General features: G+C 42.5%; 14 protein-coding genes. 4 read left to right on the top strand and 10 right to left on the bottom strand.

Annotated features, from left to right (window positions below; genetic code table 11):
* A complete protein-coding gene (locus ACNOGP_RS12435; protein ID WP_418212929.1) occupies positions 1-1707 on the top strand; it encodes a trypsin-like peptidase domain-containing protein in 1707 nt (568 codons plus the stop codon).
* 407 nt (positions 1708-2114) lie between these two features.
* Positions 2115-2612 (top strand): DUF805 domain-containing protein, encoded by a 498-nt coding sequence (locus tag ACNOGP_RS12440; protein WP_186968471.1) that lies wholly within the window; start codon positions 2115-2117, stop codon positions 2610-2612.
* 435 nt (positions 2613-3047) lie between these two features.
* Here ACNOGP_RS12440 and ACNOGP_RS12445 read toward each other — a convergent pair whose 3' ends face one another.
* From ACNOGP_RS12445 to ACNOGP_RS12480, 8 genes are all read right to left on the bottom strand, one after another.
* Positions 3048-3857 (bottom strand): hypothetical protein, encoded by an 810-nt coding sequence (locus tag ACNOGP_RS12445; protein ID WP_195211016.1) that lies wholly within the window; start codon positions 3855-3857, stop codon positions 3048-3050.
* A 1-nt stretch (position 3858) separates the two neighbouring features.
* Positions 3859-5019 carry a hypothetical protein gene (locus tag ACNOGP_RS12450; protein ID WP_195211015.1) on the bottom strand — a complete coding sequence of 387 codons (1161 nt, stop codon included), beginning with the start codon at positions 5017-5019 and terminating at the stop codon, positions 3859-3861.
* 22 nt (positions 5020-5041) lie between these two features.
* Complete coding sequence (locus ACNOGP_RS12455) at positions 5042-7927, bottom strand: hypothetical protein (protein ID WP_418212930.1); 2886 nt, start codon at positions 7925-7927, stop codon at positions 5042-5044.
* A 284-nt stretch (positions 7928-8211) separates the two neighbouring features.
* Positions 8212-9519, bottom strand: a complete 1308-nt coding sequence (gene mobV, locus ACNOGP_RS12460) for a MobV family relaxase (protein WP_275550370.1) — start codon at positions 9517-9519, stop codon at positions 8212-8214.
* A gap of 267 nt (positions 9520-9786) precedes the next feature.
* Positions 9787-10758, bottom strand: a complete 972-nt coding sequence (locus ACNOGP_RS12465) for a toprim domain-containing protein (protein WP_418212931.1) — start codon at positions 10756-10758, stop codon at positions 9787-9789.
* A gap of 251 nt (positions 10759-11009) precedes the next feature.
* Positions 11010-12251 (bottom strand): primase-helicase family protein, encoded by a 1242-nt coding sequence (locus ACNOGP_RS12470; RefSeq protein ID WP_195210934.1) that lies wholly within the window; start codon positions 12249-12251, stop codon positions 11010-11012.
* Positions 12252-12528: 277 nt separating this feature from the next.
* Positions 12529-12912: a hypothetical protein gene (locus ACNOGP_RS12475; protein ID WP_032536285.1), complete on the bottom strand. Its 384-nt coding sequence runs from the start codon at positions 12910-12912 to the stop codon at positions 12529-12531.
* Positions 12913-12924: 12 nt separating this feature from the next.
* A complete protein-coding gene (locus ACNOGP_RS12480) occupies positions 12925-14145 on the bottom strand; it encodes a site-specific integrase (protein ID WP_195210933.1) in 1221 nt (406 codons plus the stop codon).
* 304 nt (positions 14146-14449) lie between these two features.
* Here ACNOGP_RS12480 and ACNOGP_RS12485 point away from each other — a divergent pair, with 304 nt between their 5' ends.
* Positions 14450-14824, top strand: a complete 375-nt coding sequence (locus tag ACNOGP_RS12485; protein WP_418212932.1) for a RidA family protein — start codon at positions 14450-14452, stop codon at positions 14822-14824.
* On the opposite strand, the gene ACNOGP_RS12490 is transcribed toward ACNOGP_RS12485, so the two are convergent.
* Complete coding sequence (locus tag ACNOGP_RS12490; RefSeq protein WP_287668439.1) at positions 14792-16282, bottom strand: bifunctional folylpolyglutamate synthase/dihydrofolate synthase; 1491 nt, start codon at positions 16280-16282, stop codon at positions 14792-14794. The genes ACNOGP_RS12485 and ACNOGP_RS12490 overlap by 33 nt on opposite strands.
* A gap of 133 nt (positions 16283-16415) precedes the next feature.
* Between ACNOGP_RS12490 and ACNOGP_RS12495 the strand changes: the two genes are divergently transcribed.
* Entirely contained in the window at positions 16416-17741 is a 1326-nt protein-coding gene (locus ACNOGP_RS12495; protein WP_007766387.1) for a PhoH family protein, read from the top strand.
* Between the two features lie 122 nt (positions 17742-17863).
* Here the strand turns inward: ACNOGP_RS12495 and ACNOGP_RS12500 are convergent, their stop codons facing one another.
* On the bottom strand, positions 17864-18841 hold the full coding sequence (locus ACNOGP_RS12500; protein WP_349069824.1) for a dihydroorotate dehydrogenase-like protein: 978 nt from the start codon (positions 18839-18841) through the stop codon (positions 17864-17866).
* Between the last annotated feature and the right edge of the window lie 11 nt (positions 18842-18852).

Genomic DNA, 18852 nt, shown 5'->3' on the forward strand with positions numbered 1-18852 from the left:
ATGAAGAAGATTTTAATTCTACCTTTGGCGCTTTTCTTTCTGGTGCAGGGAAGCATGGCGCAGACCCCTAAATGGGTAGAGAAGGCGAAACGTGCGGTCTTCTCGGTCGTGACCTACGATAAGAATGATAAAATGCTGAATACCGGTAACGGATTTTTTGTCTCCGAAGACGGACTGGCATTATCCGATTTTTCTCTTTTCAAGGGAGCGGAGCGTGCGGTGGTCGTGACGGCGGACGGTAAGCAAATGCCGGTCAGCCGGATATTGGGAGCGAATGATATGTATGATGTCATAAAGTTCCGTGTAGGAATTACTGAAAAGAAAGTGCCTGCGCTGGTGGTGGCGACTGCTGCTCCGGCAGTGGGAAGTGATGCGTGGATGCTTCCTTATTCCACGCAGAAGAGTATCGCCTGCGTTTCCGGCAAGGTGAAGGAGGTGTCCAAAGTGGCGGGAGAGTACCATTATTATACATTGAGTATGCGGATGAAAGACAAGATGGTGAGCTGTCCGGTGATGAACGCGGAAGGACAGGTGTTCGGCATTGCGCAGAAGTCGTCGGGGCTGGACACGATAACCACTTGTTATGCGGCAGGGGCGGCTTTTGCGATGGCGCAGAAGATCAATGCCCTTTCTCTGGGGGATGCGACGTTGAGAAGCATTGGTATCCGGAAGGGATTGCCCGAAACGGAAGACCAGGCATTGGTCTATTTGTTTATGGCTTCCTCTCAGATGTCGGGAGACGACTATGGCAAACTCTTGGATGATTTTATCGCTCAGTTCCCGAACAACGCGGACGGGTATCTCCGCCGTGCGAATTACTATATAGCCAAAGGCAAGGATGACCAGTCTTGGTATGATAAAGCCGTTGACGACTTTAACCGCGCGTTGAAGGTGGCTCAGAAGAAAGACGATGCATATTATAATATAGGTAAGATGATGTATTCTTACCAGCTGTCCAAGCCGGAAAAGACGTATAAGGATTGGACGTATGATACCGCTTTGGAGAATGTCCGTCAGGCGATAGCTATTGATCCGTTGCCTGTTTACATTCAGATGGAAGGCGATATCCTGTTTGCCAAGCAAGACTATGCAGGTGCTTTGGCTGCTTATGAGAAAGTAAACGCCAGCAATCTTGCTTCTCCCGCTACCTTCTTCAGTGCCGCCAAGACAAAGGAATTGATGAAAAGCGACCCGAAAGAGGTCTTGGCCTTGATGGATAGTTGCATTGCCCGTTGTCCGCAGCCGATAACCGCTGAGTTGGCTCCTTATCTGCTGGAACGTGCGCAAATGAATATGGCGGCCGGTCAGGCACGGAATGCCATGCTTGATTATGACGCCTACCATACCGCAGTGAAAGGACAAGTGAATGATGTATTTTATTATTATCGTGAGCAGGCGGCACTGAAAGCCCGCCAGTATCAGCGTGCGTTGGATGATATCGCTAAGGCTATCGAGCTGAATCCTGCCGACTTGACTTATCAGGCGGAACACGCGGTGGTGAATTTGCGCGTAGGCCGTTATGAAGAGGCGGTTCGTATTCTGAATGATATGCTGAAAACAGATCCGAAATATGCCGAAGCCTATCGCTTGTTGGGGCTTTGTCAGATACAGTTGCAGAAGAAGGACGAGGCTTGCGGGAACTTTAAGAAAGCTAAGGAACTGGGAGATCCGAATGTGGATGAGCTGATTCAAAAATACTGCAAATAAAAGGAATGTGTCAAAATGAACTGCACCCCAAAAGTTTTGTGTCTAACTTTTGGGGTGCAGTTCATTTGAGGTGAACCCTCGATTTTGATGAAAGGGGAAAAGGGAAGGTTTCAAACCTTCCCCTTTCATTTGGGGACGTTAATTAAAAAACTCTCTCTTTCTCTTTTAATTTTCCCCTTCTGTTCAAGCTCAGGTTGTAGGTTAATGATACATGGTTTGATTTGCTACTTTTTCTTTGTTTTATAGGTTAAATGCAGGAAAATAGGAAATACTGCACGGGATTCGGTTATTTTTTTATTCTTTTCCTTAAAGAACTTTTTTTATTTTATTTTTTTTATAACTTTGCTTCCATATAATAAATGCACGATGAACAACTCACTTATTTATTAATATAAATTTTATAAATTATGTTCAAAGCTCCTTTTTCTTTTGACGGTCGTATTCGTAGAATCGAATATTTCCTGTCTGGTATTGTTGGTGGTATAGTAACTTGGATCGCTATGCTGTTGGGTGTAGGTACTTTTATTTTTGGTGCTTCCAGCGGTTCTGCCGGTGGCTCCGTATTCGGCTTGCTGATCGGTCTTGCCGCTTTGGTTGCTTCTGTGTGGTTCTCTCTGGCACAGGGTGTGAAGCGTCTGCACGACTTGAATAAATCCGGCTGGTTGATTCTGTTGATGTTCATTCCTATCGTGAATGCTATTTTCGGACTTTATATGTTGTTTGCTGACGGTACTGTAGGTCCTAACCAATATGGTGCTGACCCGAAGAACCGTATGCCTTACCAGGGACAACCTTCTGCTGTCAACGTTACGGTAAACGTATCTAGAGAAGATGTAAAGGTTGAAAAACCGGTTGAAGCTGCTCCTGCACCTGTTGAAACTCCTGCAGAAGAAAAAGCGGAATAATCTTTTCGAATAAATAATAAAAAAACCTCCTGTGAGATTCGTTTCACAGGAGGTTTTTTGTTTATGTTTCGTTTTCTGATATCAATGAGAGAAATCTACTTATATTGGAAAAACCAAAATAAAAGAGATGGCTGGATATTAAAAACGATATTTTATAAAAGGGGGATAGAATATTTCAGTAATTCTGGAAAACTTCTGTTATTGCCTTATACAAAAGACTTTGGGAGAATTACCCGATTTTGAGGTAATGACTTGGCAACTGTGCAATCTGCTGCGTTCTACCTTGAATTGCTTACAAGGAACTCTTATTTTGTTGCAAAGATACGAATTTTACTTATATATAAAAAGCACTGTACTATTTATTATGTCCCTTAGATAGTACAGCACTTGAATATTTGTCTAATTTCTTTTGATATAGAAAAAATGTTTTAAAGGCTATTCTTTGTGATAAGAAACCATATCTCCCTTATCATTTCGATACATCTCTATATAATCCAAACAACTTGGCTTTAATGCGCCATTAAAGTGGAAAACAAATGTTCTTCTTCCATCATTTGATTCACAACGTAGAGTTGATTCATCTTGTTTTGTTACACGTCCTACAACAAGAGGATTGTATGGTGGTATCATAAATTCAAACGTGCCCTTGCTAAATTTGTAGTAGATGTCTCGTTGGGTTGGACTATCTATAGTTTTTTCTCCATTTCTCCATAAACAGTTTCTTGGTGAACTAAAGTGATTATAATCTTGCCCTGAACCGATTTTATGTGCTCTTATAAAATAGCTCTTCACATAACTACCATAATCAGAACACATTTGAATATTCATTTTATAACCATTAATACCATAATCCCGTTCTTCTACTCCATAGTGTCCTTCTCCATATTTTACCATGTATGAAAACACCTTATCAGCAACATTGAAGTTTCTTGATGGGATCTTATCAATAAGACCTTCCGAGAAGTAATCTAATTCAAAGTCAATCTGATAAGAACCTTTCAGATAAAGATATGCTGCAAGATAAATAGCTTCTGCTTCAAGGTCTTTTGTATTAAGAGGCATGTGTTTTTTCAGGTCTGTTACACTTTCCTTTACATATTGTTCTATAGGGTCCATAGATGGAGCTTCTGATTGCAGAACTGACTTTATCGTAGATTCAGACTTACAATTGTTTACACTTGAAGATGATTGTGAACTCACATTTTTATCTTCCTTTTTACCGAATAAAAAATCAAAAAAATCCATATTATTTGTATGATTTAAAGTTTAACACTCTTTTTCTTGTTTCTTTGTAATTGTACCTACATTCATATTGCAATATCTTAAATAAAGATTCAATATTACGACTTGTTAATTTGCCATCCTCCGCACAGATTACTGTATAAAACAACAAAGCTATTGATTTTGCCTGCTCGTGTTTTGCTGATACAATTTCATTATATGTTTTTTCTTCAATATCAACATATCCTCCCGTATCATTAGGTCTAATAGATGCGTGTTGATAATAGGTAAGTGATTTCATATTATACTTCCATCCCGAAGATATTGATATTTGGGTTGCTAATTCATTACAATAATGCGCATAGTACATATCAGAAATGTACAACAAGTCAGGATTGATATTTATTGGAATTATATACCTTGCCATAGAATCCATAGCAATAGATGCCCTATTTACATAAGCTTCCTGTTGAAAGATTTCATCATTTGTTGTACAGGCTAATTTCGTCAAATATAGATAATCATATGAATAAATCTTTCTATATAGTTCCATATGGTTTTTAGGGCACATCAATAGTAATAATCTAAAAGTATTTGCTGCCCCAGCTAATCCATAATCACTATTCCAATATCGATTCGGGAACATTGCAAGTTGATTTATACTTCGATAAAGATAATTTAGCCCTTCTTCGAACTTTTGCCCATACATATACATACCTGCTATATCAGCAAGTATATATGGATGCTCTGTATCTTTAAATTCAAATATGATAGAATTTAATACAAAAGTAGGAATTTCATATAATGCTAATGAAATTCCCCTTGTACGCCAAGGAGAATTTAAATCTCTGAATTTAGGCTTGTCATTTTGTGCATTTTGAACTTTGAGGACATAATTATCCACAAACGAATCATCTATGCACAAACTTCTATCAATCATAGTAATTTCAGACATTTCATAATTCTTACATTTATTGTGTAGATACAGTCCCAACTCTTTAAGTAAAGATATGATATACTCATTGTGTATTTTATTCACATAAAAATCAAACATCATAGGAAAGAGCCAATTGCCCTTTTTCTCTTGAAAACAAATGGGATGTTCATGTGCAAATTGACTGAACGATTTTGGGTCAGCAGACTCAATTTTCTCAAGGAGAGTTTTGATGTAATAATTATCTTCCATACAAAAAACTTAATTATCAATGTTATGATAGATTTTCTCCCTGTAATGTTATCAACCGCTTCTTAACAGTCTCGTTCTTACAGGATTTTACTATAGAAATTATGACTTCATCCATACGTGGCACTTCCAATTTTCTGTATTCATTTGTATCATCACAGAAAACCACAAGATACATCTTTTCGATAATTATGTCATAATTTCTTTCGAGAATATAGCGATATAGGTTCTGTTGAATACAATAATGCCAATATGGCGTATCCTCAATTTGATTGAGTTCACCTAACCCTTTCTCGCCATAGTTGTTTACAGCAATCGGTTTACCCCAAAAATCGACAATGCGATGACTACGTTTCCAATCATATATGTCAAAAACATCTCCACGTTTATGTATCATATCTATTGTACCAGCAATTTTTAGTTCGTCATCATATATAGCCCATTCTGTTCTAAACGGTTTAAATTTGTGGTTTTCGAGAAACTCTATGAATTGCATATATTCAAGTTCAAGAGAAATTTGTTCTTCTATGTGAACATATTTTCCGTCATATTTGAAAGAGAATTCTTGTTGATATGGAAGTCCCTTATAATAGTTTTCTATTTGTTGGTGCATAAAAGTTCCGACATCACGTGAACACGCACCTTTTGAATCCCATTCTTCAAGAATCTGTCCTTGTGATATATTTCGTTGATTAGCTTTATATTCTGACCAATAGTATGAATCAAATGGCTTAAAGAAACAAGATATCACACTGCTGACAGGAATAAATTGTTCCTGTCCATCATATAGATAAATATGTTCTTGTGGATAGAATTGAATATGAACGTCTTTTTCGCAAAAAACAGGTTCTCCTATTTTATAGTTTACTTTTCTATTTGAAGAAAACACCAATGGTTTCATTCTCTTGGCACAAACCCTTTCTTTTTCCGTTTGTGTTATGTCTGCAATTTCAAGTTTCTCATTGTCAACAATACCAAATTCATGGTTCAAGTATTTCTCGCGAGTATTTTCACTTGCCATAACTTTGGCTTCGATTTCTGTCCATCGTTCAATTTCCTTTGGAGTAGAACATGAGAGAAAATCGATTGGTAAAACCATAGAGGGTTGTATATAATGAAGAACTTGTGCTATAAAAGCCGCACATCCCTTAGGATTGAAAAAAACTTGATATTCAGTAAAACGAATAACAATCCATCCGATATTATTCAGAAGTGCATCACGAAAATCATCTCCACATCCTATATAATGTATAGGTTTTCGTGTAAATGCAGCATATGGTTCGTCTATTTCAATGTCTATTCTTATAGATGGGTGCTTTTTGCATATAATCGCTATATCTGGTTCAAAAGGCCTGTTATCTTCTACAGGAAGTATATTGCAATCACCGAGTATAAGTAAATCACATCCCCTGAAAGTATCTTGTAGATACTTTTGGAATTTAGCTTCACTGAACCCTCTTCTTGCTATAGCTTTTCTTCTGTATGGAAAAACAATACAGCCATTTTCAGGATATTTAGTTACTGGATATTTCCAGTTACTCTTATCTTGGACAACTGATGGCATCAAATAATCAACATATTGAATATCAAAATCATCAACCACTCCAACAGCATAATCACTTTCTATTTTTTTCTCTGTTTTGCAAATGACATCTATCAATTCTTTATCTACGCTTTTAGACAAAGCAAAATCTTTAACCTTCTTGACTTTTTCTTTTGCCGTCTCAATATCAGCAGACTTTAATGCATTAGAAATAGAATTGATTTCATCTTTTATTTGTTTTTGTTGCTGCACTTCTATGTTCTTTTTATCAATGAGTTTTTGCATCTCTTCCCGAGAAAACTCTTTCATTAAAGAAATATAAACAATACAGGGCTTTTGATGCTTAAATTTCTGTATTACAGATTCGCATCTTTTTACAAACAAGTCTTGTGTTGTTACTCCATCAATAATAACAACATAGTTTGAAGATAATTCATCTATATGATGGAGAGCACATGATTGAAATCCAAGTACAGCCAAATCAAGAGTTAAAAACTGAACTTGAAGATTTTCATCGAATTCAGCCCCATATGCGATTACTTGCACAGGGACACCCAATGATTTTATAAAGTTACTAATCTCTATGTTGATATAAGAAGGGGTATTTATTTTTCCCTCCTTATATTTATCTATATTAATGTTATTCTCTTGCGTCTGTTTAAAATGAGTGTAATCTAAATCGGTTGCAGTGCAAAAACTTGAAAAAAAGAATTGCCATATGCGATATTCTCCTTGTATGATATTTCCTTTATAGTCGGTTTTTTGAAAATTCATGTTATAAAAATAGCAACCAGAATGTGGCGTTGTAGATTTTTTGCTACGACATAACTTACTAAAAGCTATTTGTGCCTTTTCCCATTCTTCGGTACTTAAAAACTCTTTTTGCCGCCTATCGAAATCTATTATTTCCGTAATATTACTTATTATTATTGATTTGTTTGCAGAAGGATGTTCTTTTTGCCAACAAGTAAGTCCATCTGAATAGTTGGCTTTAATCATATTATATTCAGTTGATACCTGCTTTTCTCGTTGTATTCTTTCCAATTCGAGCTTTTCTCTCTTTTCCCATTCAACTTTAGGGAATGAGAGGAATTTGTTTATATCTTGTTTTGTAAGATTGTTTTCAGACTGGAATATTCGTAATTCTTTTCGAAAGAAAGAGTATGCATTAGGATATATATCTTTTTGATGCTTAAATTTCTTTATTAAACGCTTGGTTGATAAATTTGATATAAATATAAAAGCTATAAGAATGGCTATTAAAATTCCTATAATTATGCATACGACTTTAAAACCTTGAGTAAGTCCCCAAATTATAAGTGCTAGTAGGGCATATCCAATACAACCCCATTTTTTTTCTGAATCCATAATTCTTACTTATAAATATATAAAGCGTGAACTGCACAGCCACGTCTTTATTTGGAGGTCGTAGGAAACCTTGCATACAGATGTAGTAATAGCAGCCCACGCTATAGCGTGAGAACCACTATGCCATCTGAGTATGCAATTTGAAAATTTCCTACGTTTCCAAATACTTGATGCGCATAACGCTTCTTTCTTATCTAATATGTTTTGGAAAGAGTTACCTCAATCCGATACAAAGGTAAGAAAAATCCGTGATCTGCCATTCAAACATCACGGATTTTTTTGATTTACAGTTTCATACTCCTATTCTGTCTTGGTTTCGGTATTCCGATAGCTTCTCTAAACTCATTCATTTTCTTTCTGAACCAGTTCACGTGTGAAACCCCGTCTATCTTGAAATCGAATCTACCGTTTTCGTCCTGTCTGATGGAACAGACGGAGTGTCGGGTATCAAAACTTCGGTTAAATTCGGAAGAATAGAGTTCGCCTTTTATCCCGACCTCCTTGAACTCGCACAGTCTTCTGATTATTCCGTCATTGAATCCCAATCGGTCACGCAGGAAGTTTATTACAGGCATCAGCTTCTCCACATACGGGAAATAGCGTCTGACAAAATCCGTAAACTCCGACAGCTTGCGGTGCTGTTGCTCGTAAGCGTTTCTTATCTCCTGTATCTGTTCGGCTTGTTGCCGTTCCCGTTGTCGGGCTTCGTCTTCAAGTTCAAGGATGCGGTCTTGCAAGTCCTCGTTCCTGCGTTCCAACGATTTCATTCTTCCACTTCCGAAAAGAGAACCCACACTGCTTGCAAGGGCGGTTGCCGTATCGGTGGCTGCGCTTTTGAGCTTGTCGGTACGGATTTCCGCTTTCACCTGCTTCAGTTCCTCCTGCGCCTCGGCTTTCTTCTCCTGCAACAGTCTGGTTTCAGTTTCGAGGACTTCATTCTTCTTTTTCAAGTCCCTATAATACTGCATGGTGGTGGTGTGCCGTGCTTCCGAACCCCGTACCCCACGCTGCAATCCGTATTTCGCCATCACCCTTGCGTAATTGTCGTGGTAGGCGACCAGGGTCTGGCGGTTGAACAGGTCATCGGCACACAAACGGACGGAATTTGTTTTCTTGCGGTACTTGCGCTTACCGTCCGTCTGCTCTTTCTTGGCTTTGCGCCTTTCACCCGTCACGATGGGAACAACGGCTGCGTGGATGTGCGGAGTCTTCTCGTCCATGTGCAGATGTGCGGCAACCACATTGTCTTTGCCGAATGTGGCTTGCAGCCATTGGATGCTGTCGTTGCACCATTCATCGAGTTCTCCTTTTTCCTGTATGTTCATCATGTCCTCGTGCGTACCCGACAAGACCACCCGAACGACACGGACTTGGTCGTGTGTGATTTTCCGTCTGATGCCTGCTGTGTTCAGTCTGTGCGCAATCGCTTCATCCCTGCCGTGAACGCCATCGGGGTATTCGACAAGCACCCTGTTCAGATGTGTCCTTGTCGGGTCTGCATTTTTAGGTATTATCTTTCTCTCTATATGGTCGGACTGCGTGGTGTCCGATGTACCCTTTGCTTTCTTAATGTCCAATGAAAAATATCCCATATCATTACTGTTTTTGCGGTTATCGTTATGTTTCTTCTCTCTGCCTGTGGCATCGGCTCACAGGGTTTATTATGCAAATGAACCATTGCAGCACTCGGCATAATCCAAACGAGTTTGGCTTCTGCTCTCGTTTGCACAGGGTTTCCAAAGGGATTTCCCTTTGGCTCGATAGGGTGTTTTTAGCGTTACGGAGTAATGCGTGAAGAAAACGCCCTATTGAGCTATGGTATTTCTGCCTAAATACCTTTCGGAAAGCAGACGAGCATATTACAGATGAAATCCCCCTTTCTTTTTCGGTGGCTGCATCATCCGCCTTGCGGATTGGACTTGCTTCTTCTCCTTTATCGGCTCTGCCGATTGGGACAAGGGCTTACCGCACAGGTAATCGTTCAAGTCCTTATAATCACGATAGTACATTGACTTGTCAAGCAGCCGTTCCCCAAACTTCTCTTTCAGCTTCTTGCAGGTGTTCCGTCCTGCCGTGTCGTTGTCAAGGAAACAGCCGATTTGGGTGTAGGTCTCCAATATGCTTTCCGCTTTTGCAAGATTGGAAACAGAGTTCAGTATGACATAGTCCTGCGTGTCCAATCGTGGGTATTGCGGATTGTTTTCTACTCGGATGGTAAGGAATGAAAGGTAATCCATGAACCCCTCGAACAGGTAACACATACATCGTTGTCCGCCCTGCTGTCGGATATGGGTGATATCTTTCGGGGCGACACATCCCTTGAAGTATCTGTTGCGCACTTCATATCCTCCTGCCATGTTCGGAAAGCCGATGGCAAAATAGGGTTTGTCGGCATTCATAAACCGAAGCTCCCTGCATTCTCTTTTGGCAAGTCCGATGTTTATTCCCCTTTCTTGCAGATAGGCGATAAGTGCAGGGGAAGACAATTCTCCAACCTTTAATCCCTGATAAGTCCGATTGTCGGAATGCTGTCTGCCAAAAGAGAACGATGCAGGGCGGATGTATGCTGTCTGCTCCTCTATGCGTTTCAGCAGATAGGCTACATCTTCCGAACGGTAGAGTTCCGCTGCCAATGCGAGGATGTTTCCGCCTTTGCCGATGCCGAAGTCGTACCATTTTTCAAGCTCGGTGTTTACCTTGAACGATGCGTCCATTTCTTCCCGTAGCGGTGATTTATACCACAGGTTCTTGCCTTGTTGCTTTACAGGCGTATAGCCCAGACTTTGCAGGTAGTCTGCCAGTTTGATTTGTTTTACATCTTGGATTGTCATATTACATACGGTTTTGAAGTTGATGAAAATTTGTTGATTTGATGAATTGTCAATGTAGTATGTTTATATACAGCTTCGTAACCTCTCAACATCTTCTCAACAAACCGCTCACCAAAAGAGAAATCCACAAACGGGTGTCGGTGGTCTCTCAACTTCTCTTTTGGCTTGTTGAGATTTTGTTGAGAATGTATATCGTTTATTGTCAGTGTATTTATACCCATATTCAACAATTCAACAGAAAAATGATAATATTACAGGGATTCAAGTTGCTCCCTTGTGACGGTGTAGAAGCGTCCCACTCTCCTTATCGGCTCATACCGACACTCCCGATTGCAGTTGAACTGGTAGGTGGTATAAGTCAGTCCGTTTGGCGCAGGGGTCAGTTTCCAACATTCCTGCAACACTTTTCGGACTTGGTGTTTCTCCACCTTTACCTGTGAGTGTACCAGCAAAAGAAGAATGTCGCTGTAACAGAAAGAGAATGTATCCGTGCCGACACTGTCCATGATGTCAAGGACAAGTTCGTGCATCTCTATCTCCAACCGGTTGCGGTTGCTGCGGATAATCTTCTGCAAGGCTTCTGTATGCAGCAATGTGGGGTTGAACCACATCCGGCTTTCCTTATCGGTGGATAGCTGTCTGTATTGCAGGAAATGGAGAAAGGCGGGTATCTCCGCTTTCAGCTTTTGCAGGAAGTCGGTGTCATCGGACTGCAGGCGGTCTATCTTGCGCACCCAATAGCGTGTTTCCCCTGCGTCTATGATTACGGGCAGATGCTCGTTGTTGGAACACAGCACGAATTTGGCGAAGAACGCAATCTCGTCACGGTCTTTGCCTTTGGCTTCCACCTTATAGGAAAGTGTGGTGCTGAGGTTCTTCAACCGCTCGCTATCCTCCCTGCGGTTGAGCAGCACCTCATCCACCACGATAAGCAACTTGCCAGCCCAGTCGGAATTGAACTGGCTGCGGAAATCCTCGTTGGTGTTGAAAGTCACATTGTTCTGAAAAAGGGCTTTCAGAAAGTTCAGGAAGGTGCTTTTGCCCGTGTTGCGTTCTTCCGACACCAACAGCAGGATAGGCAACTTCTGAATCGGTTGCAGGTAAAGCAGTTGCAGATAGTCCATCCCCAACTCGTATTGTTCCCCGAAGATGTGCCGTACCAAAGATTGGATATGCGATAAATCGCCCTCCTGCGGTCGGTGGTCTATCGGTTCGTAAAGGTTAAGGAACTTGCCGACCACGGAACGGTAGCCGATGTGTTCGGGTACGGTGCAGAAGCCGTCATACTTGGGAACGCTGCCGATGTAATCCTTGCCGTAATCCTGTCGCAGGGTCTCGTAGTTCCATGCGATGCGTTTCTTCACATACCCTCCGTTCAGTCTCGGTTGCTCCACAATCTTGTAGAGCGTTGTCCCGACACGGATAAATTCTTCCTTTGCCATGCCGCCATCCGATGGCGGTCTGTGGCTGTCCTGTTGTTCGATAGCTGACATAATCAAATGGTTTTAAGTTTGAAAATTACCAGCTGCAAAAATATAATCAATTATCGGATAGGTTGTTATGCAAAACACGGCAGAATGGTGACAAATAGCCACCGAAACAAAAACTTTCAATGGTTTGGGGCAGGAAACGGGTTGTGCAAACGGAAAAACTCCCGAAAAGCAAATGTCGGATTACGCTTTTCGGGAGAAAAAATCAGAGCGTCTGTCGTTCTGTCGTACTGACTTAATGAATTACTGACTTACCGAGTGAATAATGTCAGGCATTCAGCTACGAGAAGTATTCGGATTTGGATATACCGTTGGTATTCAGCGAGAAGAAGATGCTTGTTTTCTCTTTTCGCAGGTACAGTCTTTCAAGAACGGCATTGCGTACCCGTTCCGCTCCGAATGTGCCGATATGGAAAGCGAGGGCAACTATCGCTTCAAGGTTGTAAACCTCCATACTGCAATTATCGGATACCCGTATGCTTCGCCTTATCCCGTATTCCCTTAAAACTCCGCTCTTGCAAAGAGCCTTCAGCCCTGCACGGAATGTCGGGGCGGTTACTCCGAACAGGTCGCAAAGTTCCCATTCGCTCATGGCGGTTGCGCTAATGTCGGTCGGCAAGGTGATGTTGCCGTTGCCGTCCGTTGTGATGATGCTTCGTTTCATGGCTATGCTTGGTTATGGGGTTACACTTCCGAACGATGCGTTCAGCTTGTTGCCGAACATCGTCAGGTCATTGTCAAGTTTCTGCGTGGTTATCTTCGCATAGATTTGAGTCGTGACAATGTTCGTATGTCCCAGAACACGGCTCACGCTTTCAATGGGCATCCCCTTGCTAAGAGCCAGTGTTCCAAACGTATGACGTGCGCAATGGTAGGAGATTTGCTTCTCTATTCCGCATTCCGCCATTACCTTTTTCAGCTGTTTGCACATCGTCCAATAGTTGATTTTCCCGAAAACCAGCTTGTCTTCCGACAGATACTTGTACCGTTCGATTATCTGCAAGGGAATATCCAGCAACTTCACTTGGAACGGGACATTTGTCTTGTGCCGTTTCGACAATATCCATTTCTCACCGTTCACCTCCACTATTTCATCCGTTGTGAGTTTTTTCATATCCACGAAAGACAAGGCGGTGAAGCAGGCGAAAATGAACAGGTCTCGCACCAATGCGAGGGTGGGGTTGTCAAACTCGTGCGCCATGATTTTTTTGATTTCGTCCTCTGTCAGATATTCCCGTTCCTTAACATTCGGGCTGATATGGAACTGCGCAAACGGATTTCTCGGTATCAGTCCGTTATAGTGCGCACGCATCACCACTCCTTTTAGCCACATGCAGTTCAGCCAGATGGTGGCGTTTTTCAGTCCCCGTTCAGCCGTAAGATAAGCCGCAAACTCCTTGATGAAGTCGGGTGTAAGTTCCAGCATGGACATATCCGTCCGTCTGTAGAATGACTTGATAAAGGCTGCGACATAGTTCCTTGCCCTTACCATGACCTTGTATGTGCCGATGCTGCGGTCTTTGCCGACACGTTTCAGGAAGTTGGCGCAATCCTTGTCAAAAGCCTTTATCAGTGTCTCATACTCGCTTCCTACCCCTTGGTAGGCATTGCGCACCATTTCAGCCGTTACGTATGCCTCTCGGTCGGATATGCGCTGATAGTGCTTGATGATTTGCGCCTTGATGTTGTCCAATGCCAGATTGATGTTCCGTGCTTCGGCGCTCTTGCCTTTGGCTCGGTTGCCTTTCGCATCCCAAAGGGTTTTCGGGATGGTCTGCTTGCAACTGAACTGCGCCACAGTACCGTTGATTGTCACTCGTCCCATGATGGGGACAATACCGTCTTTCTCCTTGCTGCCGTTCACGTAGAACAGCACTTTGAATGTACTTCTTGCCATACTCGTTTTTTTTGTTTGCAAAGTTAAATATCAACGAGTTAGACCTTGATACGCAAATCGGTGACAAACGGTGCAATAGCATCTCTCATATGTTAAATCTTACTCTTTCACGGGTAATGATTTGCAAACCATTCTTCTTCTTAAATCCGCTTTTCTTTGCGTTTTCCGATTTTTCGGCTTGTCATCATTTGACACCGTAACAACTCTGATATTAAGTTGTTTAGCGTCATTTCTCCCGTTTTTCGAGGTTATTCCAGAGATTTTTTATAACTTTGTATCTTATATAAATGACAATTATAGAAATATGAAGAAAGTAATTTGCAGTGAGAAAGCTCCCGGAGCTATCGGTCCGTACAGCCAGGCGATAGAAGCGGGCGGAATGGTATTTGTGTCGGGACAGTTGCCTATTGACGCCGCTACGGGGCAGATGGCGGAAGGGATAGAAGGACAGACCCGCCAGTCGTTGGAAAATATAAAGCACATTCTTGAAGAGGCGGGATTGACAATGGGCGATATTGTCAAAACCACCGTGTTTCTTCAGGATATGTCCCTTTTCGCAGGGATGAATGGTGTGTATGCCACTTATTTTGACGGAGCTTTCCCGGCACGCTCGGCGATTGCCGTAAAAGCTCTGCCCAAGGGCGCGTTAGTAGAGATCGAGTGTATCGCGGTTCGCTAACAGATCGGCGACAATGAAACTGCTGCCTCCCACAAAGATGAAGTCTTTCGGGGGGCAGTCTTTTTTTGCCGCCTGCACCGCTTCTACCACAGTGGGGTAAGCGTTGCCTTTCAATCCGGCCTTCCGGGCCAGTTCCTGCAACTCGTTCTCCGGAAGCGCGCGTTTCACGCTGGCTTTGGTGAAATAATAGGTGGCGTCTTTCGGCAATATTTTCAGTACACCGCTGATATCTTTGTCATTGACCATACCGAATACGATATGGATCTTTTTTCCGTCGTTTGCCCGGATAGCTTCGAGCTGCTTGCAGATATACTTGATTCCGTCGACATTGTGTCCGGTGTCGCAGATGATGTCCGGATAGCTGTACACTTTCTGCCAGCGTCCCATCAGTCCGGTGAGTTCGCATACATTGGAAAAGCCCTCGAAATAGTTCTTGGGTGAGATGTGGTATCCCATTTTCACCAGTTCGTCAAGGGCGGTCAGGATAGTAAAGCCGTTCTCGACCTGGTAGAGACCGGTGAGCTCCAGAAAAATACCGTCCTGAAAATGATTATTGCTGAGTTTTATCGCGCTTTTTCTTTTGTCGAGTATTCTGTCCATCGCGCGTAGGGCATTGTCCAGATTGAACGTAGACAGTAACTTCTCCAGAGACTTCTCATTTTTCCGGTGTTTGTCTTGTAGCATTTTGAACATTTCGAGACCTTGCCGCGTCATTTCGTAAAAGCTGTTCCTTTCTTTCTGTAATTCCGGATAGCTATATATAGCGACGTCGTTGCCCGCGGCAGTCTGTTTCGTATACGTGATGGGGGCGTTCATCTCCTCCGCTTTCGCGGAGAATACTTTTTTCACCGCTCCTCTAGCCCTTCCGATAACCACCGGTACGCCTTCCTTGATGATTCCGGCTTTTTCTTCAGCGATCTTTTCGAGTGTACCGCCCAAATACTGGGTATGGTCAAGACCGATGTTGGTGATGACGCATAGGTCCGGACGGATGATGTTGGTGCAGTCCAGACGTCCGCCCATTCCTACTTCGATAACGGCTACATCTACTTTTCTGTCGGCAAAATAACGGAATGCCATAGCGGTGGTAAGCTCGAAAAACGAAGGTTGGAGAGGTTCGAAGAAAGGACGGTGCTTTTCCACAAAGTCAACTACGTATTCTTCGGGCGCCATTTCGCCATTGACGCGGATGCGTTCGCGAAAGTCCACCAGGTGCGGGGAGGTGAATAATCCTACCCGGTAGCCTGCCGATTGCAATACGGCGGCGATAGTATGCGAACAGGAACCTTTTCCGTTCGTACCCGCAATGTGTATTGTTTTGAATTGTTGATGAGGATGGCCGAAATATTCGTCTAATTTTTGTGTGGTTTCCAATCCCGGCTTATATGCTTCTTTCCCTACTTGCTGAAACATAGGTACACTTTCATATAAGTACTTTAAAGTGTTCTGATAGTCCATGTTTTATAATATTTAACGCCGGGCAATCTTTATTGCCCGCTAATTTGTTTATCTTTAGAACCGTCAACCGGACTGCGATAAGTGAGGTTGACGAATTGAGATTGCAAATATCAACATTTAAATCTAAGAAATCATGGGAACTAAGAAAAATTTTGTGCTAGACACCAATGTTATTCTTCACGACTATAATTGCTTGAAGAATTTCCAGGAAAATGATATTTATCTTCCCCTTGTCGTGCTTGAGGAGTTGGATAAATTCAAGAAAGGAAACGAGCAGATTAATTTCAATGCCCGTGAGTTTGTGCGTGAGTTGGATGCGCTGACGAGTGACGAGATTTTCTCGAAAGGAGTGAAGCTGGGCGAAGGCTTGGGACGCTTGTTTGTGGTGACCGGTCAGGTGGAGGCTCCCGAAGTATGGGCTGCTTTTCCGGCGAAGAAGCCCGATCATTTTATTTTGGCGGCAACTGAGTTTCTTGCTTCCAAATATCCGAAAATGAAAACGGTATTGGTGACCAAAGACGTGAACCTGCGTATGAAGGCGCGTTCCATCGGTCTGCTGTGCGAGGATTATATCACGGACAAGGTGGTGAATGTGGATGTCTTTGAGAAATCCAATGAAATCTTTGAAAATATAGATCCGGCATTGATTGACCGTATTTATTCTTCTAAGGAGGGTATCGACTTGAGTGAATTTGATTTTAAGGATCTGATTCATCCTAACGAATGTTTCGTACTGAAGAGTGACCGGAATACGGTGCTGGCACGTTACAATCCTTTTACTCATTCTATCTGCCGGGTGATGAAGGGTAAGAACTACGGAATCGAACCACGCAACGCGGAACAGAGTTTTGCTTTTGAGATTCTGAATGATCCGAATGTGAAGCTGGTAGCGTTGACCGGAAAGGCGGGAACGGGTAAGACGCTGTTGGCATTGGCTGCCGCTTTGGGCAAACTGACCGATTACAAGCAGATTCTGCTGGCACGCCCTGTCGTTGCGCTTTCCAACAAGGATATAGGTTTTCTTCCGGGAGACGCGCAGGAGAAAGTGGCTCCTTATATGCAACCGCTATTCGACAACTTGAACGTGATAAAACGCCAGTTTGCTGCTAACTCTACCGAAGTGAAGCGTATAGAAGATATGCAGAAAAGTGAACAGTTGGTCATTGAGGCTTTGGCATTTATACGTGGCCGCAGCTTGAGCGAGATGTATTGCATCATCGACGAGGCGCAAAACCTGACGCCGAATGAGATAAAGACCATCATTACTCGTGCGGGAGAAGGTACGAAGATGGTGTTTACCGGAGATATCCAACAGATTGACCAGCCGTATCTGGACAGCCAGTCCAATGGTCTGGTATATATGATTGACCGTATGAAAGACCAAAAAATCTTTGCGCACGTGAACTTGGTAAAGGGAGAACGAAGTGAGCTAAGCGAGCTGGCAAGTAACTTGCTGTAGAAGAAATTAAAAATAAAAAGATGAAGAATGAAGAATTTACTATGCAGCATTAGAGCGCAGATAATCCTTCATTCTTCATTCAAAATTTATTCTTCGTTTAAAATAAATTCTTCGTTTAATCTTTATTCTTTCTTCCCGAAGTATTTCAAGAACTGTGTACGTTCAAAAGTATTAATGCCTTGAATATCCTTGATATTCAGTTTGCCTTTGAACTGTGCAATGCTGTTGAAGCCTTTGCGTTCCATCCATGCGGAGAGGAAGCGGTTGGCTTCGCCGATGAATGCGTTCGTATTCTGGTAGATCGCGCTGCAAACTTCTACGGCTGAAGCACCGGCAAGAATAGCCTTGACTACTGCTTCTGCATTGGCCACGCCACCGGAAGCTGCATAGTCGATCTTGTCTACTGCGGCAGATGCTATACCGATCCAACGGAGAGGAGTGGCCAGGTCGGCAACAGTGCTGAATACTTCGCCTGAGATATGCTCCATCTTTTCAATGTTGATGTCCGGCTGGTAGAAGCGGTTGAAGAGAACAACAGCCGCCGCACCGTTGGCATACAACTGATCGATCAGTGCTACGGGATTAGTCAGGTTGTCGCCCAATTTCATGATGACCGGAATGCTTACCGTTCTTTTGATGTGGCGGAGAATATCAATGTGACGCTGTTCAAAAGAACCGTATGTATATTGTACGTCCGACTGCAAAGCCAGAATATTGATCTCTATCGCATCGGCTCCGGCTTCTTCTATTTGTTTGGCAAAGTCTACCCATTCGGAATCACTGTAACAGTTAATGCTGGCAATGATAGGAATCGGGCATACCTTCTTGCTTTCTTTTATCAAAGTCAGATATTCGGATAACTTGTGTTCACGAATGTACTCTGCCAGGTAATCACTGCCTTCCGGATAGAAAGCCGGATCTTTCAGTTGTTCTGCTTCCAGCATGATTTGCTCTTCGAACAGTGATTTCAGAACGATAGCACCGGCTCCGTCTTCGGCCAGCTTCTTGTTTTTGCCGACACTGTTGGTCAGTCCCGAGCTACTGATGATAATAGGGTTCCTGAGGGAAAGCCCTGCGAAAGTAGTTTTTAAATCGGTCATGGTGATAATGA

Origin of the sequence: Bacteroides difficilis (assembly GCF_048319815.1) — a bacterium.
GTDB lineage: Bacteria > Bacteroidota > Bacteroidia > Bacteroidales > Bacteroidaceae > Bacteroides > Bacteroides zhangwenhongii.